This window comes from Fusobacterium perfoetens (assembly GCF_021531475.1).
Lineage (GTDB): Bacteria > Fusobacteriota > Fusobacteriia > Fusobacteriales > Fusobacteriaceae > Fusobacterium_B.
This window is the reverse complement of record NZ_JADYTX010000010.1, coordinates 1-23,494: the sequence shown is the minus strand read 5'-3', so window position 1 is coordinate 23,494 and position 23,494 is coordinate 1. Positions and strand designations below refer to the sequence as shown.

Genomic DNA, 23,494 nt, shown 5'->3' with positions numbered 1-23,494 from the left:
CATTAATCTATTATAAGATATTAATTCATACTTTATTATTATAAAGAAAAACATATTTTTTGACTACATTTTAATATAAATTAATATAAATACTTAATATTACTTATTTTATGATGTAGTCAAAGTTTTTATAAAAGATCTACACTTTTTATATATTCTTATATTATCAGATATTAAAACAATAGCTTTTGTCTAACTTTTGGAAACAGTTGGACACTTTTCAAAGAATTAATCCTCTTATTTTTTATATCTAAGTATTTTCTTATTTTGTATTAAAAAAGCCCTAGCGATCACTATTTCATCAGAGTTCCAAGTCTATTTGCATTTTATAAAATAGAAATGTATCTCTTTATCTTTCTCATTTCTTTGTAGCATTGATATTTCCTTAGCCATAGATATTTTCATAAGATAGTCTGTTTTAGTATATTCTCTATTATTAGCAAGTGTACTTTTTTGTACATATGCTATAAAGTCTTTATTTTCAATAAATCCATAATCACACATTCTATCAAACCATTTTTTATAGGGAGTTAATACCTCTAAAAATCTATGTAATTCTCTACCGTTTACAAATTGCTCTCTACCTCTTTCTTGAATCTTAATTAATTCTGTCGTATTATTCCTTCTTTAAAATTTCTATACAAATATTTTAGGATAAATTTTCTAAAAATGGGAAAATCACAAGACACCTTATTCAAAGATTGCAAAAAATTTTTATTTTTCAAAAAAATTATTAATAAGCATCTCAACAGCTATATTTTCGTCCATAAAACCACTTTTAAAATTATACTCTGCATCAAGACATCTTAAAAGTTTATCATCAAAGAAATCATATGAGAAATCATTTAGATATTTAAACTTAAGAAAAAGTGGATATTCAGCAATAAATCTATAGCTATCTTTTTTAAAAAGATTTTTAATATTAGGATATACATCACTTTTAAACTGATTATATGAAATATTTATAAATATTATTCCACGTTTTTGGAGATTTTTAAGCTTTGCAAGGATAGTTATCTCCTCAACTAATATAGTTAAGAATAACATATAGTTTTTTTCTCTTTGTAGATAGTTTACAAGACGAGTTTTTTCCTTTCTATAAAGGAATAGTTCTATAAGTTTATTAAGGCTATATTCATTGCTAACAGATAAAATATTTATAGTTTTTTCAAGATTAAAAGCCTCTCCATTTAAAAAGTTTTTAACCTTTTCTATCTCATTTTTAACCTTAGAAAAATCATCTCCAACTATTTCCAAAAACTTCTCTGCCTCATAGGGAGAGCAAGAAAGGTTAGATTCCACATAAAACTCCATAGCCTTTTTTTCAAGAGCTTTACGAGCTGGAATAAGTTTTGCTATTTTTTCAGCATTCTTAAGAGAAGTCTTATCCACTTCATTGCTAGCTTTTCCAAAATCATTTAAAAACTCCTCATAAAGTAAAACTATTATCTTCTGTGAATAGTTAAACTCCCCAAGAGATTTTAAAAATTTTGATAAGTCCTTGATTTTTTCAAGTCTTTTTATAACCAAAAGAGTAAGAGGTGAAAACATACTATTAGATGAAAGAGCTGTAAAAATATCATCAATATTATCTTGGGAAATATCGAAATATTGCTCCTCAATAGTAGGATTTTCTTTTTTTATCTCTTTTATAAGCTCTTCATATTTTAGTTGTAAGGGTACATCTCCATATAAAAAATAAATCAAAATAATCACTCCTCAAAAAAAGCTATCTTAAAAAATTAAGATAGCTTTATTATACCATATAATTATGTTATAAATTATAATTTTTTTAGAGCTAAAATACGAGAGGCATTAAGAACTGCAAGAAGTGATACTCCCACATCAGCAAATATAGCAAGCCACATATTAGCAAAACCTAAAACTCCCAAAATCATAACTATAATTTTTATTCCAAGGGAGAAGACTATATTTTGGAAAACAATATTTTTATTGATATTTGCAAGTTTAAGAACTTCAACTACTTTGTAAGGGTCATCTTGTAATAAAACTATATCAGCAGACTCAATAGCAATATCACTTCCAACTCCACCCATAGCAATTCCCACATCAGCTAAAGAAAGTACAGGAGCGTCGTTTATACCATCACCTATATAGATAACCCCTTTACTAGATGATTGGATTTTTTCAAGAGTTGATACCTTATCTTGTGGTAAAAGTTCTGAATGGATATTTTGAGAATCTATTCCAAGAGATGTTCCTACTTTTTCAGCAGATATTTTATTATCACCTGTAAGCATAAAAGATTTTATTCCAAGGGATTTAAGGTCAGCTATAGTTTTTGCAGAAGTTTTCTTGATTATTCCACTAAAACTTATTGCTCCTACTAAGATACCATTTTTAGCCACATATACCATAGAATCTAATTCTTTTTCTAAAAGTTTTCCGATAGCAATATTATTTTCTAGCATCAACTTTTTATTTCCTACCATAATATTACTATCTTTATATCTACAAGACACCCCTTTACCAGAGATTTCTTGATAGTCCTCGATACTATTTTCATCAACTTTTATATCTTTATAGTTAAGGATAACTTTACCAAGAGGGTGGTTAGAATATATTTCCCCAGCCTTAGCAAGTTCAATAACAGTTTCTTCGCTTTCTTCCAAAGAATAGATTTTTTCTATTTGGAAGTTATTTTCTGTCAAAGTACCAGTTTTATCAAATACAACAGAATCTATATTTTTAAGTCTTTCCAAAAAGTTTCCACCTTTTATAAGGATACCATTTTTAGAGGCGTAACCAATACTACTAAAGAAAGTAAGTGGTACAGATAACACCAAAGCACAAGGGCAAGAGATAACCAAGAAGATTAAAGCTCTACCGAACCAAAGTTTAAAATCTCCCATTATAGCAGGGAATACAAATGCAACTATCACAGCAATACCAACTACCACAGGAGTATAGTATTTAGCAAATTTTGTTATAAACTTTTCAGAATGGGCTTTTTTATCTCCAGCGTCTTCAATCATCTCTATTATCTTATTAATAGTAGAGTTTTTATATTCTTTAGTGGCACGGATTTCTAAAACTCCATCTATATTTATACTACCACTTAAGACTTCGCTGTTTTTTTCTACACATATAGGTAGAGATTCTCCAGTTAATGCTGATAGATTTAGGTTAGAAGTACCAGATACAATAACTCCGTCAACTGGGATATTTTCCCCAGCTTTTATAACTAAAATATCTCCAATGCTTATTTCTTCAGGAGCAATCTTAGATATACTTCCATCAGGATTTTTTAAATTTGCTGTAACTACTTTTAATTTAAGTAGACTTTCAATGGAAGTTTTAGAGTTGTTTACAGCTTTTTCTTGGAAATATTCTCCGATTTTGTAAAATATCATAACTCCCACAGCCTCGCTGTACTCTCTCACAGCAAAAGCTCCTATTGTAGCAATAGACATAAGGAAGTTTTCATCAAGAAAGTTTTTACCTTTTACATTCATAAGAGATTTGTATAAAACATCAGATCCTACTAATAGATAAGCTACAAGGGAGATAATAAGTTTTATACTGTTATCTTTTATAAGGAATGTAGAGATAAATAAAACTATACCTATAATAAGGGAGATTTTTTCAAAGTTAAAAGTTTTTTTATTGTTTTCAATCTCTGTTTTAGGTGTATCATTTTTTACTGAGTGGTTATGAGTATATCCAACGTGACTATGACTATGAGCCGATACTTTAGGTTTTACTCTACTTACCTTTCTACCACTACTTACATTAAGAGATATATTACTAGCTTTTTTTAATATAACTCCGTGTTCGATACTCTTTGCAATATTATTAACTTTTTCGACAAACTCTTTTTCATCTATATTAGATTTTATTTTTATAGAATATTTTTTTATCATAAAGTTAAGAGAACACTCTTTAACCTCAGGAAGATTTTCAATAGCCTCAGTGATTTTCCCAGCACAGTGAGCACAGTTAAGATTTTCAGCAGTAAGCTTTATTGTTTTAAACTCGTTAGAAGTTTTATTTGGATTTTTAATAATAACCCCGTGTTCAATACTGTTAGCAATCTTGTTAATTTTTATTAGAAACTCTTCTACATTGATATTATCATCTATATTTATAGAATATTTTTTAGTCATAAAGTTAAGAGAACACTCTTTAACCTCAGGAAGATTTTCGATAGCCTCAGTGATTTTCCCAGCACAGTGGGCACAATTAAGATTTTCAACAGACAATTTTAAGTTCATATTAGCCTCCTTTAAACTATATAGGGGTATACCCTATATTTTGATTATAGCACATTTGTTTTTTACTGTCAAAAATTTTTTAAAAAATAAATAATTTACAAAAGAAAGTATTTATGATAAAATTTGTAGTAAAAGAAAATTTTTTTAGGAGGAAAGCGGTATGATAGGAATAGGAATAGTAGGATTACCTAACGTTGGAAAATCTACTCTTTTTAATGCGATAACAAAAGCTGGAGCAGCAGAGGCAGCAAACTATCCTTTTTGTACAATAGAGCCAAATGTTGGAATGGTAACAGTTCCAGATGAAAGACTTGAAAAACTAGCTGAGATTATAAATCCACAAAGAATACTTAATGCCACAGTAGAATTTGTTGATATAGCTGGGCTTGTTGCTGGAGCATCAAAAGGTGAGGGGCTTGGAAATAAATTTTTATCAAATATAAGAGGAACTGCTGCAATCTGTCAAGTAGTTAGATGTTTTGATGACGAAAACGTAGTTCACGTTAATGGAAAAGTTGACCCTATAAAAGATATAAACGTAATAAACGGAGAATTAATCTTAGCTGATATGGAAACTGTTGAAAAAGCTTTAGAAAAAAATAAAAAGCTAATAGTAAACAAAAACAAAGAGGCTATGAAATTAGTTCCAGTTTTAGAAAAATGCTATGCTCATTTATCAGAAGAAAAACTTTTAAAAACTTTAGGCCTTACTGATGATGAAAAAGATCTATTAAAAGTATATCAATTCTTAACTATAAAACCTATGATATTTGTTACAAACGTATCAGAAGATGATATAGCTACTGGTAACCAATATGTTGACCAAGTAAAAGAGTATGCTGAGTCTTTAGGATCAGAAGTAGTTATAGTTTCAGCAAAAGTAGAAGAAGAACTACAAGAGATGGAAGAGGCTGACAAAAAAGAGTTTTTAGAAAGCTTAGGTGTAGAAGAAGCAGGTCTTAACAGACTTATAAAAGCTGGATTTAAACTTTTAGGACTTCAAACATACTTCACAGCAGGAGTAAAAGAAGTAAGAGCTTGGACAATCAACATAGGAGATACAGCTCCAAAAGCAGCAGGAGTAATCCATACAGACTTCGAAAGAGGATTTATAAGAGCGAAAGTTTGTTCTTATGAAGATTTTGTAAGACTTGGTGGTTGGAAAGGTGCTCAAGAAGCTGGTGTAATGAGACTTGAAGGAAAAGATTATGTAGTTCAAGACGGGGATTTAATGGAATTTTTATTTAATGTGTAATAAAATATAAAAATCCTTGACAAAAAAGATAAAATCTTCTTGACAAAATATAAAAAAATGTGTAAAATAGATAGGTATCACAATAATAGGAGGCTTATTGATGAAAATAAGATTGAGCGAAATTGATGTTGTGAACACTAAAAAATTTGAGTACGAAATATCTCATTTAGAGGATATCCAGTTAATAGGAAATGTTACAGTTGAAGGAACGATCCAAAAAGATAAAAATGAATATATTGTTTTTGGAAAATATTCAGCTAAAATTTCAACTACTTGTGTAAGATGTTTATCTCCACTTGAAGTAGAGTTAAAAGATAAAGATTTTTACGGAGTGGCTATTAACGAAAGAGATTATCAAGAATATCTTGATGGTTTGGATAAACAAGGTCTAATGGACGACAGAGATTATATCGAAGTCAGAGATGATGAACTTGATATTGATGAGATCGTAAGAGAGCAGTTAATATTAGATATGCCCCAGTATCCCTCTTGCACTCCAAAATGTGAAGACGAGACTTACTTGGAAAAATATTCTGGAGAAGAGACAGATTCAAGATGGGCAGGACTGATGAACATAAAAATAAATAATTAAAATATGAATTTGTGAGGAGGGGGAAACTAATGGCAGTACCTAAGAAAAAGACTTCAAAAGCTAAAAAAAATATGAGAAGATCACACCACGCAATCGCAGGAACAACTCTTGTTACTTGTGAAAAATGTGGAGCTACTAAAAGACCTCATAGAGTTTGTTTAGAGTGTGGAGATTATAACGGAAAACAAGTACTAAATGCGTCAGCAGAATAGTCAAGATAAAAAGAGCAAGTGGATTCAACCAACTTGCTTTTTTTATAACTTTTTAAAGTACACCTGTAATTTTAAAAAATTTGCAAATTGCAAAAAAACTTTATATAATTTATGATAATTGTGATATAATTTAGTAAAGTTATTAAAAAGAGGTGTATTTTTAATGAAAATAGTTGTAGATGGTATGGGTGGAGATAGAGGAAGCGAAGAAGTACTAAAAGGTATATCTCTAGCTCTTAAGGAAATGCCAGATATAGATATAACAGTTGTTGGAAAAGAAGAAAAATTAAATACAATCATAGATAGACTAAAAATAGATAGAAATCGTCTAGAGGTAGTAAATGCCACTGAGGTGGTAGAGATGGACGACGATCCAGTTCAAGCTGTTAGAAAGAAAAAAGATTCATCTTTAAATGTAGGGTTAGAACTTGTAAAATCTGGACTTGGTGATGCTTTTGTATCAGCAGGAAATACAGGGGCTCATATTTCAGCTAGCCAACTAAAACTTAGAAGAATAAAAGGAGTTTTAAGACCAGCTATTGCCACAGTTTTCCCTTGTAAAAAAGGAAACTTTGTGTTTATGGATATGGGAGCCAATGCCGATACAAAATCTGAGTTTATAAATCAATTTGCTACAATGGGAAGTGTATTTGCTAAAGAGATTCTAAAAAAAGAAAATCCTACAGTTGGACTTTTAAATATAGGAAGTGAAGAGGGAAAAGGAAACGAAGTTACAAGAGAGGCATTTGACCTTTTAGTTGATAATCCCTCAATAAACTTTGTTGGAAATATCGAAAGTAGAGATATGATGAGTGGGGATATTGATGTTATTGTCACTGATGGATTTACTGGAAATATGGTTTTAAAGACAGCTGAGGGAGTGGCAACTTTTATTTTTGATGTTTTAAAAGAGGAGATAAAGAAAAGTTTCTTTGCCAAAATAGGATTCTTATTTATGAAGAAAGCTCTTAAGAAAATGAAAAATAAAATGGATTCTTCAGAATATGGAGGAGCGTTATTCTTAGGACTTAACGGAATATCTATAAAAGCTCACGGAAACTCAGATGCTCTAGCTTTTAAAAATGCAATAAAAGTGGCTAACGAATTTGCTAAAAATAGATTTGTAGAAAAACTAAGCTCTGCTATTGAAGAAAAAGAGAGAGAAGAAAAAGAAGAAAAAAATATGGTAGAATAATTTATAGGAGGAAAAAATAGTGATAGAAAACGTAGGAATATTAGGTTTTGGAAAATATGTTCCTGAAAGAGTTATGACTAATGCTGATTGGGAAAAATTAGTAGATACTTCAGATGAGTGGATTACTACTAGAACTGGAATAAAAGAAAGAAGATATGCAGTAGATGGACAAGGTACATCTGATCTTGCAGCAGAGGCAGCAAAAAAAGCTCTAGCTGATGCAAATTTAAACCCAGAAGATATAGAACTTATAATTCTTGCAACTTGTACACCAGATTATAGAGTTCAAAACTGTTCATCACTTGTTCAAAAGAAAATAGGAGCAGTAAACGCAGCTTGTTTTGATATTCAAGCAGCTTGTAGTGGGTTTATCTACTCACTTACAGTTGGAAGATCTTTAATCCAAACTGGAATGTACAAAAAAATATTAGTTATCGGTGCTGAATCAGTTTCAAGACTTTTAGATATGACAGACAGAAACACAGCTATTCTTTTTGGAGATGGAGCTTGTGCAGCAGTTATGGGAGAAGTTGAAGAAGGTTATGGAATAATCTCTTCTTATATGGGAACTGAAGGTGTAGATGACGGTACTCTTAGAATAAAAGCTGGAGGAACTATGTATCCTGCCACTGTTGAAAGAGTATTAAACAAAGAAATTTACTTAGAAATGAACGGAACAGATGTATTTAAATTTGCAGTAAAAGCACTTCCTTTTGCTACAAAAGAGGCTGCTAAAAAAGGAAATGTAGATTTAAGTACAATAGATATATTATTCCCTCACCAAGCAAACCTTAGAATAATCGAGGCTGCAGCAAAAAGACTTAGAATCCCTATGGAAAAAGTTTACTTAAATATCCATAAATATGGAAACACTTCAGCAGCATCAATAGGACTTGCAATAGGAGATGCACTAGAAGAGGGAAGACTTAAAAAAGGTGATCTAATCGCTCTTACAGGATTTGGAGCAGGATTAACTTATGGTTCTCTTATAATGAGATGGTCAAAATAAAAAAATTGTTGACTACTAATAAATATTATGTTAAAATTACTGATGTAATTTTATAAATTGGAGGTTAAAGTGTCTAAGATAGCATTTGTTTTCCCAGGACAAGGAACTCAATTTGTTGGAATGGGAAAAGATATATATGAAAATAGCGAAATAGCTAAAAAAGAATTTGATGAAATCTTTGGAAGTCTTTCATTTGATTTAAAAGATGCAATGTTTAACGGACCTGAAGAAACTTTAAAGAAAACAAAATATACTCAACCAGCAATAGTTGCTATGAGTTTAGTTTTAGAAAAATTAGTAAGAGCTAAAGGAATTACACCAGACTTTGTAGCAGGACACTCTGTTGGAGAGTATGCAGCAATGGGTTCAGCAGGATTTTTAACTTTATCTGAAGCAGTAAAACTTACTTCTTTCAGAGGAGAAGTTATGAACGAGATAGCTGAACAAGTAAATGGTGGAATGGCTGCTATAATTGGAATGGAATCATCTGATATAATCGAAGCTTTAAAAGAAGTTGATGGAGTTGTTGAAGCAGTAAACTTTAACGAACCAAAACAAACTGTTATAGCTGGAGATAAACAAGCTATAGAAAAAGCTTGTGAAGTATTAAAAGCTAAAGGAGCAAGAAGAGCTATGCCTCTTGCAGTATCTGGACCTTTCCATTCATCTCTTATGAAACCAGCTGGAGAAAAATTAAGAGAAGAAGCAGAAAAATATAACTTTAAAGATGCTGAAGTTACATTAGTTGCAAATACAACAGCTGACTTCTTAACAAAACCAGAAGAGATAAAAGCTGAGATCTATGCTCAAAGCTTTGGACCAGTAAAATGGGTTGACACTATAAAAAAATTAAAAGAAAATGGTGTAGACACTATTTATGAAATAGGACCTGGAAAAGTTTTAGCAGGACTTATCAAAAAAATAGATAAAGAAATAAAAGTAGTAAATATAAATTCAGTAGAAGATGTTAACAATTTATAATCATAAATTTTAATAAAACTATTGAAAAGTATAACCAAATTTGATAATATTATTATGTAGAGTAAGATAAAAAAATAAAATTTAGGAGGAAATAAATATGTTAGACAAAATAAAAGAAATAGTAGTAGAACAATTAGGTGTAGATGCTGACCAAGTAACACCTGAAGCAAACTTTGTTGAGGATTTAGGAGCAGATTCATTAGATACTGTTGAGTTAATAATGGCTTTTGAAGAAGAATTTGACGTAGAAATTCCTGATACAGATGCTGAAAACATAAAAACTGTACAAGATGTAATTGATTATATCGAAGCTAACAAGTAAGAAATGTACGAAATCTAAAGGGGATAAGAAACAATCCCCTTTATTTTATATATATAAATATGAGGTGATGAGATGAGAAGAGTTGTAGTTACAGGACTAGGTCTTATTACAGCTTTAGGGACAGGATTAGAAAAATCTTGGACAGCTATAAAAGAGGGAAAAAGTGGAATAAAAACAATAGAAAGTTTTGATACTACAAACACTCCCGTAAAATGTGCTGGAGAAGTTAGAGATTTTTCACCTGAAGACTTTGGAATAGAGAAAAAAGAAGTAAAAAAATTAGCAAGAAATGCTCAATTTGCTATTGCAGCATCAAAAATGGCTCAAGCAGATTCAAATCTTGTAATAGATGAAACAAATGCAGAAAGAGTTGGAGTTATTGTTTCATCAGGAATCGGTGGAATGGAAGTATTTGAATCTCAAATAGAAACAAGACTTACAAAAGGAAATAGAAGAATATCTCCTTTCACAATCCCAGCTATAATAGCTAATATGGCTGCTGGAAATGTTGGAATTTATTTAGGAGCTAAAGGACCTAATAAAGCAGTAGTTACAGCTTGTGCAGCTGGAACTCACTCAATAGGAGATGCTTATGAAACAATAAAACTTGGAAAAGCTGATGTTATGTTTGCTGGAGGGACTGAAGGTTGTATCACAGAATTTGGTATCAACTCTTTTGCAAATATGAAAGCTCTTTCAACAAACCCAGACCCAAAAACAGCATCAAGACCATTTACTTTAGATAGAGATGGATTTGTAATGGGAGAGGGAGCAGGAGTTTTAGTTCTAGAAGAACTTGAACATGCAAAAGCTAGAAATGCAAAAATATATGCTGAAGTTATAGGATATGGAGAAACTTGTGATGCTCACCATATTACAGCACCGGCAGTAGACGGAGCAGTTAGAGCGTTTAAAATGGCATTAGCTGAAGGAAATATCAACTTAGAAGATGTTACTTATATAAATGCTCACGGAACTTCAACACCTCTTAACGATAAAAATGAAACAGCAGCTATAAAAGAAGTATTTGGAGAATGGGCATATAAAATGAACGTTTCTTCAACAAAAGGAGCTACTGGACACGTTTTAGGTGGAGCAGGTGGAATCGAAGGGGTAATACTTGCAAAAAGTATAGAGGAAGGAGTAATTCCTCCAACAGCAAACTATGAAAATCCAGACCCAGAATGTGATTTAAATTGTACTCCAAATGTAGCAGTACAAAGAGAAATCAAAGTAGGAATGTCAAGTTCTTTAGGATTTGGTGGACATAACGCTGTTATTGCTATGAAAAAATTTGAAGATTAGTTAGATTAGGAGAAAATATGGAAGTGGATTCAAAATTAGATTTAAACTCTTTGGAAGAAAAAATAGGGTATGAATTTAAAGATATAGGTTTATTAAAAAATTCACTAGTACATAGATCCTTTGGTAATGAAAATAAAAGATATAAAAAAATAAACAATGAAAGACTAGAACTGCTAGGAGATGCAGTTCTAGATCTTATTGTTGCTGAATATCTTTATAAAAATCATACAAATTATACTGAGGGAGATTTAGCAAAAATAAAATCTATGGCTGTAAGTGAACCAGTTTTAGCTAAAGTTTCAAGAAAGTTAGGTTTAGGAGAATATTTATATCTAAGTAGAGGAGAGCTGTTAACAGGTGGTAGAGATAGAAGTTCTATCCTTGGAGATTTGTTTGAGGCAGTTCTTGGAGCTGTATATCTTGACTCAGATTTTGATACAGCAAGACGTGTGGCACTTCATCACCTAAAATATTATATTGACCATATAGAAGAAGATGAAGAGATAATGGACTTTAAAACTATACTTCAAGAGTATAGCCAAAAAGTATATAAACAAGTGCCAACTTATGAAGTTATAAACGAAACAGGACCAGATCATCAAAAACTTTTTGAAATTGTAGTGAAAATTGGAGATGAGATTTCTGAAAGAGGAATCGGAAAAAGTAAAAAATTAGCAGAACACGGAGCAGCTCAAGCTCTATGTAAAAAGTTAGGTGTAAAATACTAATGAAACATTATAATATCCCTATTTTTATAAGCCATTTTGGTTGTCCAAACGCTTGTGTTTTTTGTAACCAAGTGAAGATTAATGGTAGAGAAACTGATGTAACAATAGAAGATTTAAGAAATATAATAGACGAATATTTAAAAATACTTCCAAAGGATTCCTATAAAGAAGTAGCTTTTTTTGGTGGTACTTTTACAGGGATTTCTCTTGGAAAACAAAAGGAATATCTAGAGGGTGTAAAAGAGTATTTAGATAAAGGACTTGTGCAAGGGATTAGACTTTCTACAAGACCAGATTATATAAATAAAGAGGTTTTAGATCAACTAAAAAAATATAATGTAACAACGATAGAACTTGGAGTTCAATCTCTTGATGAAGATGTATTAAGAAAAAGTGCGAGATACTATCCTATAGAGGTTGTTTATGAAGCATCAAAACTTATAAAATCCTATGGAATAGATTTAGGTATTCAACTTATGCCGGGACTTCCAGGTTCAACATTTGAAACAGATTTTGAAACAGCTAAAAAAGTTGTTGAGATTATGCCACAAAATGCTAGAGTTTATCCAACTCTTATTATAAAAGATACAGAGATGGAGAGAATGTATCAAAGAGGAGAGTATGAGGTATTCACTCTAGATGAGGCAATAAAAAGATGTAGAAAGATAATAAGTCTTTTAGAACTTAATGGAATAAATATAATAAGAGTGGGACTTCAACCGTCAGATGATCTGAGAAACGGTGGAGTTGCAGTAGAGGGAGCTTTTCATCCAGCTTTTAGGGAGCTAGTAGATGGAGAGATCTATTTTGATTTTTTGAAAAAAATAAAAGAGAAAGACGGAAAGTTAAATATTATTCTTAATGAAAGACTTGTTTCAAGAGTAGTGGGGCTAAAAAGAAAAAATCTTAAGAGATTGGGAGAAATTAATTTTACAATAAATAATGAAATATCTATTTCAAAAATTATTGTAAATGATGTAGAATATAGTAGAAGAGAAATACTAGAAAGAGAATTGGGTGAGAGTTATGAACAGAATAATAATAAATGTTAATGACTTTCAAAAAAGAGCTGCTATAATCGAAGAAGATAAAGTTGTAGAGATTTTTAACGAGAGAAACGACGAATCAAATATTATAAAAAATATCTACAAGGGAAAGGTAGCAAATGTTTTACCTGGTATGGAATCAGCCTTTGTGGATATAGGATTAGAGAAAAATAGTTTTCTTTATGTAGATGATTTGAGAGAGTTTGAAGAAAAATATCTAAATGGAATAGTAAATAGTAATAAAGCTATTGAGGAACTTTTAACAGTGGGAGATAAGGTTGTAGTTCAAGTTTTAAGTGTTCCTCGTGGTAATAAAGGGGCTAGAGTAACAACCAACTTTACAATTCCGGGAAAATATCTAGTGCTTATGCCAAACAATGACCATTTGGCTATCTCAAAAAAAATAAAAGATGAAGACGAGAGAAAAAGATTAGAGGATATTTTTAAAGAGATAAAACCTGCTAAAATGGGTGTAATAATAAGAACAGCTGCTGAGGGAAAATCTATCCACCATTTTGAGAGAGAGATGGTTTATCTTGTAAAAAAATGGGAAGAGATAGAAAGACGTATAAAAAGAGCTAAGACAGGAGAGATTTTATATAACGATAATGATATAGTGACAACTATTTTAAGAGATGTTTTAAATAACTCAGTGGACGAACTTATTGTTGACAATGAAAAAATATATCTTGATATTATTGATTATATAAACGCTTTTAGTGAAAGTAATATAACTACAAAGATAAAACTTTATACTGGAGAAAAAGATATTTTCCAAGAGTATGGAGTGGATAGTGAGATAGAAAGAGCTTTAAAAAAAGAAGTTTGGCTTGACTGTGGTGGATATTTAGTAATAGAAAAGACTGAGGCTTTGGTAAGTATAGATGTAAATACTGGAAAAAATACTGGAAGTTACAATCTAGAGAGAACAGTTTTAAATACTAACCTAGAGGCAGCTAGGGAGATTCCAAGACAGTTAAGGTTAAGAAATTTAAGTGGAATAATAATAATAGATTTTATTGATATGAAACTTCAAGAGGACAAGGAGCTTGTACTTCAACAATTAGACGCAGAATTAAAAAGAGATAGAATAAAAAATAATATAGTTCACTTTACAGATTTAGGGCTAGTTGAGATGACAAGAAAGAGAGTGGGAAGAAACTTAAGTTATTTCTATGAAGAGGAATGTCCATTTTGTAGTGGAAAAGGAAAGATAAAATCTAGTGAGTCACTGGCTTTTGAGATAATAAGAGAGATAAAACAAGTGGCTAATGAAAAAGATATAAGTAAAATCTATATAAGGGCTAGAAGAGAGGTTATCAATCTAATAAAAGATAGTTATTTTGATATGCTTTCAGAATATCTAAATTTAAGGAAAAAAGAGTTTATTTTAGAAGAAAAAGATACATGGAATTATGAGATTACCTTGGGAAAATAACGGAGGAAATATGAGAGTCGGGGTATATTCAGGAAGTTTTGACCCTATTACTTTAGGGCATCAAGATGTTATAAAAAGAGCAGCTAAGATGTTTGATAAACTTATTGTAGTTGTTGGTAATAACAGTGAGAAAAAATATTGGTTTTCTTTAGAAGAGAGAACAGAAATGGTAAAAGAACTTTTACAAGATATTGACAATATAGAGATAGATTCATATTCAGGACTTTTAGTAAACTATCTTATAGAAAGAGATCTAAGCATAATTGTAAAAGGTGTAAGAAATCAAGAGGATTGTGCTTTAGAACTTTATTTTGCAGATGGAAACTATATTATATCTGATAAAAAAGTAGATACAGTTTTTTTACCAGCTTTAAAAGAATATATGCACACAAGCTCAACTGCTGCTAGAGAGATTGCAAGATATGGTGGAAAAGTAGAGTGTTATGTAGATGAAAGAATAGCTCAAAGGGTTTTAGAGAGAGGAAAAAAATTTGCTCCTAAATAAAAAGGAGGAGTTGTATGGCAAAAGAAAAACCTATGTATGTTTGCACTGAGTGTGGTTACAAAAGTATAAAATGGATGGGAAAATGTCCAAACTGTGGAGAGTGGGGAACTCTTGAAGAAGAGGTTGTAAACAATGTGGCCAATACAAAAATGGCTAAACCGACTCTTTCTTTTAGTGAGTTAGATAAAAAAGTAGTTTCTTTTGATGAGATTAAGATGGAAGAAAACTTTAGATATAAATCTCATATAAAGGAGTTTGATAGACTTCTTGGTGGTGGACTTGTACAAGGAGAGGTAATACTTCTTACAGGAAATCCGGGGATTGGAAAATCAACTCTTCTTTTACAGATGGCAAATGAATATACAAACTATGGGGAGATACTTTATATATCTGGAGAAGAATCTCTTTCACAAATAAAAAGTCGTGGTGAAAGACTAGGAATAAAAAATAAAAATCTATATCTTATGTCAGAAACCAATGTAGATAAAATTTATGAATATGTGACTTCAAAAAAACCAAAGGTAGTTGTGATAGATTCTATCCAAACTCTTTATAGTGAGGCTAGTGACTCAATAGCTGGTACTCCTACTCAGATAAGAGAGGCAACTTTAAAGATTGTTGATGCAGCTAAGAAAAATAATATATGTTTCTTTATAGTTGGTCATATTACCAAAGATGGAAAAGTTGCAGGACCAAAGATGCTAGAACATATGGTTGACGCTGTTTTTACATTTGAGGGAGAAGAGGGGTTATTCTATCGGATTTTAAGAAGTGAAAAAAATAGATTTGGTTCTACCAATGAACTGGCTATTTTTAGTATGGAAGAAGATGGACTGAGGGAGATTCAAAACTCTTCAGAATATTTTATAAGTGAGAGAAATGAAAAAAATATAGGAAGTATGATTGTACCAGTTTTAGAGGGGACAAAAGTATTTCTTTTAGAAGTTCAAACCCTTATAACTGATGGAAATCCAATAGGGATTCCTAAAAGAGTTGTACAAGGATTTGATAAAAATAGAATACAGATTTTAATGGCAATTGGAGAAAAAAGAATGGGAATTAACTTGGGAATGAAAGATGTCTTTGTTAATATCCCGGGAGGAATATCTATAAAAGACCCTGCTGCAGATTTGGGAGCTTTAATATCTTTGATGTCAGTTTACAAAAATGTAGAGATAAGTCAAAAAATTGCTGCTATTGGAGAGCTTGGCTTAAGAGGAGAGATAAGAAAGGTATTTTTTATAGATAAAAGACTGAGGGAGCTAGAAAAATTAGGATTTAAAGGGGTATATGTTCCTGAGGCAAATAGAAAAGAGGTAGAGAAAAAAACTTACAATTTAAAATTAATTTATCTTAAAAACTTAGATGAGTTTTTAGAAAGGATTTAACATATGGATAGAGAAAAAATGTTAGATGTGTTTAGTTTAGTTCAACCAGGAACAAAACTAAGAGAGGGATTAGACAATATTTTAGATGGAAATAAGGGAGCTTTAATTGTTGTTGGTATAGATGAAGAGGTAGAAAAGCTAATTGATGGAGGATTTTTACTAGATTGTGAATATACTCCAGAAAGACTTTTTGAACTTGCTAAAATGGACGGAGCTATAATCTTAGATGAAAAAATTTCAAAAATTTTATATGCTAACGTTCATCTTCAACCTAATATAAAATATCTTACTGATGAAAGTGGTACAAGACACAGAACAGCTCAAAGGGTAGCAAAACAACTTAATAGACTTGTTATAGCTATCTCTGAAAGAAAGAGAGTTTTGACTCTTTATAAAGGTGAAGAACGTTACAAATTAAAAAATCTTTTAGAGCTTACTAACGAGGCGTCACAAGCCTTTAATACCCTAGAAAGATATACAAAAGTTTTGGAACAAGGTCTTGGGAATTTAACTATTCTTGAGTTAGATGATATGGTAACAGTTGAAGATGTGTGTCAAGTGTTACAAAAATTTGAAATGATTAACAGAATTAAAAGATATGTTTATGAATGTATACAAGAACTTGGAAGTGAAGGAAATCTTATTGACCTACAACTTGAAGACCTTTTAAAAGGTATTGAAGATGAGAAAAATGAATTTTTAAGTGATTATTATATAAAAGGCGAAGAAGATGAAGATATTGAAATGCTAAAATCAGATTTAGCTAAGATGGACGATACAGAGATTTTTGACCTTACAAAGATTGCGTCATTACTTGGATTTGGAAAAACAGCTTCAAAACTAGATAATACAATTACTCCAAAAGGATATAGAATACTTGGAAAATTTGGTAAAATTAACTCTAAAGACATAGATGCTCTTATAGAAAAATTTGGAGATTTACCAAAAATTCAAGAGGCTAGTGTTGATGAACTAGTAGAAACAAAAGGTATAAGTAAGTTTAAAGCAAATGCGATTAAAAAAGGTATAGAAAGACTTAAGTTTACAATTGAATTAGATAAATAATAATAAAAAGACTATTGTAGCTAAAAACCACAATAGTCTTATTTTTTTATCTATTTTTTTGGTAAAGGCTTGGAGAGAATAGGATAAGTATTGGGAAAATCTCTAGTCTACCAAGTAACATACTAAATGATAAAACGATTTTATTAAAATCAGAAAAATGTGAGTAGTTGCAAGTTGGACCAACTACACTAAGTCCAGGACCGATATTGTTGAAAGTAGCTGAAACAGCACTGAAAGCTGATGCAAAATCAGGAGATTCTGGAGCTATACATAATATTAAAACAAAGAAAACTGTTATATATAATATTAAGTATGTTCCGATACTTCCAAACAACTCTTTAGATATTATTTTTCCGTCCATTTTTATACTGAAAACTCTATTAGGAGTACCAACTCTTCTAAACTCATTTATTGCAGATTTAAAAAGTACAACGACCCTTGATACTTTAAATCCTCCAGCAGTTGAACCAGCACAACCTCCCATAAACATCAAAAGTAAAAGAATAGTTTTTGAGAATATTGGCCATTTATCAAAGTCAGCAGTAGAAAATCCTGTTGTAGTAACTACTGATGAAACTGTAAAGAATACATCTCTAAAAAGATGAGATACACTATCATAACTAGGATAGATATTTATACAAATAAATAAAATAGAAAGTCCTACAACTGATAGATAAAATCTAAGTTCCTCATTTTTATAAACTTGTTTAAAGTTTTTAAGTAGTAGTGCATAGAAAAGGTTGAAGTTCATACCACAAAGTAACATACCTATTCCTAAAACATACTCTATATAAGGACTTTGATAGTAAGCAACACTTGTATTTTTTATTCCAAATCCTCCAGTACCAACAGTACCAAAGGCATGAGTAACAGCATCAAATAGTGACATTCCTCCAAGCAGAAGAAAAACAACGATAGTTCCTGTTATAAAAAGATAAATCATATAAAGGATTCTTGAGTTATACGACATCTTTGCTACAAGTTTTCCAACAGTTGGACCGGGAACTTCGGCTTTCATTATATGCATTGATTGGTTATTATTCTTAGGTAGTATTGCCAGAGCTAAAACTAAAACTCCCATACCTCCAACAAGGTGAGTAAAACTTCTCCAATACAATAAAGATTTGTCCAAAGCCTCAACGTTTGTAAGAATACTAGCTCCAGTAGTAGTAAATCCACTGACAACTTCAAAGAAAGCGTCTATAAAAGATGGAATTTTTCCACTGATAACAAATGGTAAAGCCCCAAAAGCTGAAAGAGCTATCCAAGATAGAGCAACAATAACCAGACCCTCTTTTGCAAATATCTTTGTATTTTCTGGAGATTTTCTCGAAAGAAAAAAACTAGCCATCAGTAATACAACTATTGTTGATAGAAAAGATACTTTTAAAATAAAAGGCTCTTTATAAACAAAAGTTAAAATGAAAGGGATTATCATAAATCCAGCTTCTAATTTTAGAATAAGTCCAATTACATATTTAATCATTTTATTGTTCATACAATCACCACTATCTTAAAATTTTATTAACATCATTTAGATATTTTTCAGTAGTAACAATGATAATTCTATCATTTTCTAAAAGAATGTCAGAACCACCTGGGAAGATAAGTTCATTGTTTCTTATGATATATGTGATAAGTACATTTTCTTTGATTGGAAGTTCTTTTAAAGGAACATTTATAAGAGAGCTATCTTTAGGAATTTTAAACTCGATAGCCTCTACTTTATTATCAGCGATTCTATAAAGAGTTTCTATATTTTCTCCTTGAGAGTTTATAAGAGAACGAACTTTTTTAACAATATTGTCAGCAGTTAATTTTTTTGGAGTGACAATAGATTGTAATCCATCAAGCTCTAAGAAATTAAATAGAGATATTCCATTTATTTTTGTTATAGTCTTTTTAACTCCCATTTTATTAGCATACATAGAAAGTATGATATTTTCTTCATCAATACCAGTTAAAGATATACAAGCATCAAACTCAGTTATTCTTTCTTCATCAAGAAGTTGGCTGTTAGTACCATCTCCACAGATAACACTTGCATGTTCAAAAGTCTCACTAAGAGCAAGAGCTTTTTCTTCATTTATCTCTATGACTTTAACTTTCATTTTTTTATTAAGTAGTTGTTCTACTAGGTAGTGAGAAATTTTTCCTCCACCGATTATAAGAACAGATTTAACTCTTTCTTCTTTATGTCCAAGTGATTTATAAAATTCAGAAAGTTGAGATTGTCCACCAGTAACATAGATTCTGTCACCCTCTTCAAGAACGAAGTTACCAGTTGGTATATAAACCTCTTGTCCTCTTTGAACGATACACACTAAGATTGTGCTAAAGTGATTATGTTTAAAATCTTTAAGTTTTAATCCATCAAGATAAGTATTTTTCTCAACTAAAACTTCAACCATATTAACTTTATTTCCAGCAAATGACTCAACATTTAAAGCATTTGGAAATTGTAAGTTTCTAGTTATGAAATATGCTGCCTCTGATTCAGGATTTATCATCATATCTATACCTAAAGATTCACTCATAAATTTCATTTGAGAAGAATATTCAGGATTTCTAACCCTAGCGATAGTATATTTTGCACCCAGTTTTTTTGCCATTATTGAAGAGATTATATTGATTTCATCAGAATGAGTAACAGCTATAAAAATGTCAGCAGTCTCAATATAAGCCTCTTTTAAAATTTCACAGTTAGTACCATTTCCTTCAAGTCCCATAATATCTGAAGAAGATAAGATCCTATCTAAAATTTTAGGATTTTCTTCAATAAGAGTAATATCGTTTCCTTCTGTAGAAAGGTCTTTACACAATAGTTCTCCTATTTTTCCAGCTCCCACTATAATTATTTTCATTTTTCACCCCTAAATTATATTATACAAAATAAACATATGGATAAATTATATCAAATAATTTATAAATACACAAATATAAAATTCTATCAAAGATATAACTTATTATTTTTATAAAACTTAGTTCAGATTAAAATATAATAAATTTGTAAAAAAAATAAAATATACTTTGTAAATAAAATATTATGATTCTATTGACTTTTTTATAGGAATATGATATTCTTTTAAATAGGGGGGTACCCTATTTTGAAAGGAGTATTACTATGGATAAAAAATTTAAATTATCAGGTGTTGGTTGCATAATGTGTGTCAACAAAATAGAAAATTCTTTTAAAGAATTTGATGGAGTTTCATCTGCTAAAGTAGATTTAGCAACTAAGGTTATGGATATATCTTTTGATGAAACAAAACTTGGAAAAAAAGAGATAGAAGAGAGAATAGTTGAATTAGGATATGGAATAGAATCTGAAGTAACAGAGGACGTAAAAAAAAACTGTAATTTAGATTCTTGTTGTGAAAAAAACTTAGAAGAATCAAAACCAGTTGAGAGATGTGAAAAATTTAAAAACTCTGAAGAAACAGAAAATAAAAATATTTCACAAATAAGTCTAAAAATAGAAAATATTCACTGCCAAGCTTGTGTGGCAAATATAGAAAGAAATATTGGAAAATTAGATGGTGTCCAAGAGGCAGTAGTAAATCTTGCTACAAATAAGGGAAGATTTTTATTTGATAACTCAAAAATAAAAATAGATGAGATTATTGAAAAAATAGATTCTCTTGGTTACAAAGCTATGAGAGAAGAGGAGATTACTGAGGAGTTTTTCAAAGAGAAAGAACTTCTTGAAAAAAGAGAGGTAATGGAGTTTAAATTCTCAATAGTTTTGGCACTTATAGTATTTTATATTACAATGGGACATATGATAGGTTTCCCCCTACCTAGTATAATAAATCCAATGGAAAATCCAATAAATTATGCTCTTATCCAACTTGTACTTACAATCCCTGTTCTATATACAGGAAGAAATTTTTACACAGTGGGAATTTCATCACTTATTAGAAAATCTCCAAATATGGATTCTCTAATAGCAATGGGAACTGGAGCAGCATTTTTATACAGCCTTTATGGAACTTTTGAAATATTTAATGGAAAATTAGAATATGTACACAGTCTTTATTATGAATCAGCTGTGGTTATTATAGCTCTTATTAGATTTGGAAAGCTTTTAGAAAAAAGAAGTAAGGGAAAAACCTCTGAGGCTATAAAAAAACTTATGGGTCTACAATCAAAGACAGCCACAATTATAAAAAATAATCAACTTATAAAAATAGATGTAAATGAAGTTATAGTGGGAGATATTGTTCTTATAAAACCAGGAGAAAGTGTGCCAGTTGACGGAAAAGTTATTGAGGGAAATAGCTATATAGACGAGGCGATGCTTACTGGAGAAAGTATCTCTGTAAAAAAAGGTGTTGGAGATAATGTTTTTGGAGCCACAATAAATAAAAATGGTGCTTTAAAAATAGAGGCAACAGCAGTAGGAAAAGATACTGTTCTTTCAAAAATAATAAAATTGGTAGAAGATGCTCAAGAGTCGAAAGCTCCAATAGCAAAAATTGCTGACGAAGTCTCAAGATATTTTGTACCGATAGTTATTGTGATTGCTATTATAGCAAGTGTTTTATGGTATGTGTTAGGAGTTACAGGAAAAGTTTCTCTTACAATGAACCCACAAGTATTTTCTCTTACAATCTTAATCTCTGTTTTAGTTATTGCTTGTCCTTGCTCTTTAGGTCTTGCTACACCAACAGCTATAATGGTTGGAACTGGTAGAGGGGCAGAGCTTGGAATTTTAATAAAATCTGGAGAGGCACTAGAAAAAGCTCATAAAGTAAATATGATTGTTTTTGATAAAACAGGTACAATAACAGAGGGAAAACCTGCCGTAACAGATTTGATTTTAGATGAGAGTAAATATTCTCAAAAAGAGATTTTAGAAATTATAGGAACTTTAGAAAAATATTCAGACCACCCACTAGGAGAGGCAATAGTCAACGAAAGTGAAAAGCTTGGAAATGTTTTAGGAAAATTAAAAGTAGAAAACTTTTTAAATATCTCTGGTGAGGGGATTATCGGAGAGATAGATAATAAAAAAATCTATGTTGGTAATAAAAAACTATTTGTAAACAAATCTGTTAAAGATTTTAGGGAAGAAGATGGAAATAGATTAGCTCGTGAAGGAAAAACACCTATTTTTGTAGGAATTGATGATAAATATATAGGAGTTATTGGAGTAGCTGACAAGATAAAAGAAAATTCTGTGGAAAGTATAGCAAATCTTAAAAAAATGGGAATGAAAGTTGCTATGATAACTGGAGATAAAAAAGAAACCGCTGAGATAATTGGGAAAAAAGTAGGAATAGATATTATTTTATCAGAGGTTAGTCCAGAGGATAAATATTTAGAAGTAAAAAGATTACAAGAAGAGGGATATAATGTGGCAATGGTAGGAGACGGAATAAACGATTCTCCAGCCTTATCTCAAGCTAATATTGGAATAGCTATCGGTGGCGGAACTGATATAGCTATTGAGAGTGCAGATATTGTTCTTATGAAAGAGGATTTAAAAGATGTTGAAGTGGCTATAAGACTTAGTCACGCCACTATAAAAAATATCAAAGAAAATCTATTCTGGGCATTTTTATATAATAGTTTAGGAATACCAGTAGCAGCTGGAATTTTATATCCATTTACAGGTGCTTTATTAAATCCTATGGTGGCTGGAGCTGCTATGGCTATGAGTTCAGTTTCAGTTGTAACTAATGCTTTAAGACTTAGAAATTTTAACAAATAAGGAGATTGAGATGGAAAAAGATTTATGTAAAGAGTGTCAACATAATGAAAACGAAGAGAAAAAAAGTTTTTGTGCAAATTATTGTACCTATGATATAAAGAAAAAACTAAAAGTTCGTCTAAATAGAATAGAGGGACAGATAAAAGGAATAAGCAATATGATAGAAAAAGATGCTTATTGTGATGATGTCCTAAATCAAATTTCATCAGTTAGAGCAGCTCTTGGTGGAGTTTCTAAGCTTATTCTTGAAGGACATTTGAAACACTGTGTAGTAGATGAGATAAAAGCTGGTAAAGAAGAAAAAATAATAGAAGAGTTAATTCATACTTTAGATAAAATGTTAAAACTTTAATAAATGCTCCCTTGATAAAATATATTTTTCAGTATATAATCAAAGGGAGCTTTTTATTTTGAAAAAATTTAAGACTAACTATTAAATGTCAAGTCAAAAATAAAAAAATTAAATAAATTTGTTAATTTAAAAAAATGCATCACAAAAATA

The 23,494-nt window shown here is 30.6% G+C and carries 21 protein-coding genes; 16 read left to right on the top strand and 5 right to left on the bottom strand.

The features are described 5' to 3' along the window. Positions 1-315 precede the first annotated feature (315 nt). From I6E15_RS03645 to I6E15_RS03635, 3 genes are all read right to left on the bottom strand, one after another. The gene (locus I6E15_RS03645) at positions 316-597 is read right to left on the bottom strand and encodes an antA/AntB antirepressor family protein (protein ID WP_235244384.1); all 282 of its coding nucleotides are present in this window, start codon (positions 595-597) and stop codon (positions 316-318) included. Between the two features lie 117 nt (positions 598-714). Then, positions 715-1,707: a DNA polymerase III subunit delta gene (locus I6E15_RS03640; RefSeq protein WP_235244335.1), complete on the bottom strand. Its 993-nt coding sequence runs from the start codon at positions 1,705-1,707 to the stop codon at positions 715-717. Positions 1,708-1,781: 74 nt separating this feature from the next. Further along, positions 1,782-4,235, bottom strand: coding sequence for a heavy metal translocating P-type ATPase (locus tag I6E15_RS03635; RefSeq protein ID WP_235244333.1), 2,454 nt, complete (start codon positions 4,233-4,235; stop codon positions 1,782-1,784). A gap of 160 nt (positions 4,236-4,395) precedes the next feature. Between I6E15_RS03635 and ychF the strand changes: the two genes are divergently transcribed. From ychF to disA, 14 genes are all read left to right on the top strand, one after another. Then, positions 4,396-5,490: a redox-regulated ATPase YchF gene (gene ychF, locus I6E15_RS03630; RefSeq protein WP_235244332.1), complete on the top strand. Its 1,095-nt coding sequence runs from the start codon at positions 4,396-4,398 to the stop codon at positions 5,488-5,490. A 100-nt stretch (positions 5,491-5,590) separates the two neighbouring features. Next, a complete protein-coding gene (locus I6E15_RS03625) occupies positions 5,591-6,082 on the top strand; it encodes a YceD family protein (RefSeq protein WP_235244329.1) in 492 nt (163 codons plus the stop codon). A 29-nt stretch (positions 6,083-6,111) separates the two neighbouring features. Beyond that, a complete protein-coding gene (gene rpmF, locus I6E15_RS03620; RefSeq protein ID WP_027128777.1) occupies positions 6,112-6,294 on the top strand; it encodes a 50S ribosomal protein L32 in 183 nt (60 codons plus the stop codon). Positions 6,295-6,457: 163 nt separating this feature from the next. Then, positions 6,458-7,489 carry a phosphate acyltransferase PlsX gene (plsX, locus tag I6E15_RS03615; protein WP_235244328.1) on the top strand — a complete coding sequence of 344 codons (1,032 nt, stop codon included), beginning with the start codon at positions 6,458-6,460 and terminating at the stop codon, positions 7,487-7,489. A gap of 22 nt (positions 7,490-7,511) precedes the next feature. Then, positions 7,512-8,498 (top strand): beta-ketoacyl-ACP synthase III, encoded by a 987-nt coding sequence (locus tag I6E15_RS03610; protein WP_320614832.1) that lies wholly within the window; start codon positions 7,512-7,514, stop codon positions 8,496-8,498. A 69-nt stretch (positions 8,499-8,567) separates the two neighbouring features. Then, positions 8,568-9,479, top strand: a complete 912-nt coding sequence (gene fabD, locus I6E15_RS03605) for an ACP S-malonyltransferase (protein ID WP_235244327.1) — start codon at positions 8,568-8,570, stop codon at positions 9,477-9,479. 97 nt (positions 9,480-9,576) lie between these two features. Beyond that, on the top strand, positions 9,577-9,801 hold the full coding sequence (locus tag I6E15_RS03600; RefSeq protein ID WP_177162337.1) for an acyl carrier protein: 225 nt from the start codon (positions 9,577-9,579) through the stop codon (positions 9,799-9,801). Positions 9,802-9,873: 72 nt separating this feature from the next. After that, the gene (fabF, locus tag I6E15_RS03595) at positions 9,874-11,106 is read left to right on the top strand and encodes a beta-ketoacyl-ACP synthase II (RefSeq protein WP_235244325.1); all 1,233 of its coding nucleotides are present in this window, start codon (positions 9,874-9,876) and stop codon (positions 11,104-11,106) included. 17 nt (positions 11,107-11,123) lie between these two features. After that, entirely contained in the window at positions 11,124-11,834 is a 711-nt protein-coding gene (gene rnc, locus I6E15_RS03590; protein WP_235244323.1) for a ribonuclease III, read from the top strand. Then, positions 11,834-12,886, top strand: coding sequence for an elongator complex protein 3 (locus tag I6E15_RS03585; protein WP_235244320.1), 1,053 nt, complete (start codon positions 11,834-11,836; stop codon positions 12,884-12,886). Before rnc ends, I6E15_RS03585 begins: the two co-directional genes overlap by 1 nt. Next, positions 12,861-14,318 carry an Rne/Rng family ribonuclease gene (locus I6E15_RS03580; RefSeq protein ID WP_235244317.1) on the top strand — a complete coding sequence of 486 codons (1,458 nt, stop codon included), beginning with the start codon at positions 12,861-12,863 and terminating at the stop codon, positions 14,316-14,318. The genes I6E15_RS03585 and I6E15_RS03580 overlap by 26 nt, the downstream gene beginning before the upstream one ends. Before the next feature lie 10 nt (positions 14,319-14,328). Further along, positions 14,329-14,823 (top strand): pantetheine-phosphate adenylyltransferase, encoded by a 495-nt coding sequence (coaD, locus tag I6E15_RS03575; RefSeq protein ID WP_235244315.1) that lies wholly within the window; start codon positions 14,329-14,331, stop codon positions 14,821-14,823. 14 nt (positions 14,824-14,837) lie between these two features. After that, positions 14,838-16,211, top strand: coding sequence for a DNA repair protein RadA (radA, locus tag I6E15_RS03570; RefSeq protein ID WP_177162343.1), 1,374 nt, complete (start codon positions 14,838-14,840; stop codon positions 16,209-16,211). Positions 16,212-16,214: 3 nt separating this feature from the next. Continuing rightward, the gene (disA, locus tag I6E15_RS03565; protein WP_235244309.1) at positions 16,215-17,276 is read left to right on the top strand and encodes a DNA integrity scanning diadenylate cyclase DisA; all 1,062 of its coding nucleotides are present in this window, start codon (positions 16,215-16,217) and stop codon (positions 17,274-17,276) included. 46 nt (positions 17,277-17,322) lie between these two features. On the opposite strand, the gene I6E15_RS03560 is transcribed toward disA, so the two are convergent. Beyond that, complete coding sequence (locus I6E15_RS03560) at positions 17,323-18,774, bottom strand: TrkH family potassium uptake protein (protein WP_235244307.1); 1,452 nt, start codon at positions 18,772-18,774, stop codon at positions 17,323-17,325. Positions 18,775-18,784: 10 nt separating this feature from the next. After that, positions 18,785-20,140 (bottom strand): Trk system potassium transporter TrkA, encoded by a 1,356-nt coding sequence (gene trkA, locus I6E15_RS03555; RefSeq protein WP_235244305.1) that lies wholly within the window; start codon positions 20,138-20,140, stop codon positions 18,785-18,787. A gap of 260 nt (positions 20,141-20,400) precedes the next feature. On the opposite strand from trkA, the gene I6E15_RS03550 reads away from it, so the two are divergent. Both I6E15_RS03550 and I6E15_RS03545 read left to right on the top strand, forming a co-directional pair. Beyond that, positions 20,401-22,992, top strand: a complete 2,592-nt coding sequence (locus tag I6E15_RS03550; protein ID WP_235244304.1) for a heavy metal translocating P-type ATPase — start codon at positions 20,401-20,403, stop codon at positions 22,990-22,992. Between the two features lie 10 nt (positions 22,993-23,002). Next, positions 23,003-23,344, top strand: a complete 342-nt coding sequence (locus I6E15_RS03545; RefSeq protein WP_177162348.1) for a metal-sensitive transcriptional regulator — start codon at positions 23,003-23,005, stop codon at positions 23,342-23,344. Positions 23,345-23,494 lie beyond the last annotated feature (150 nt).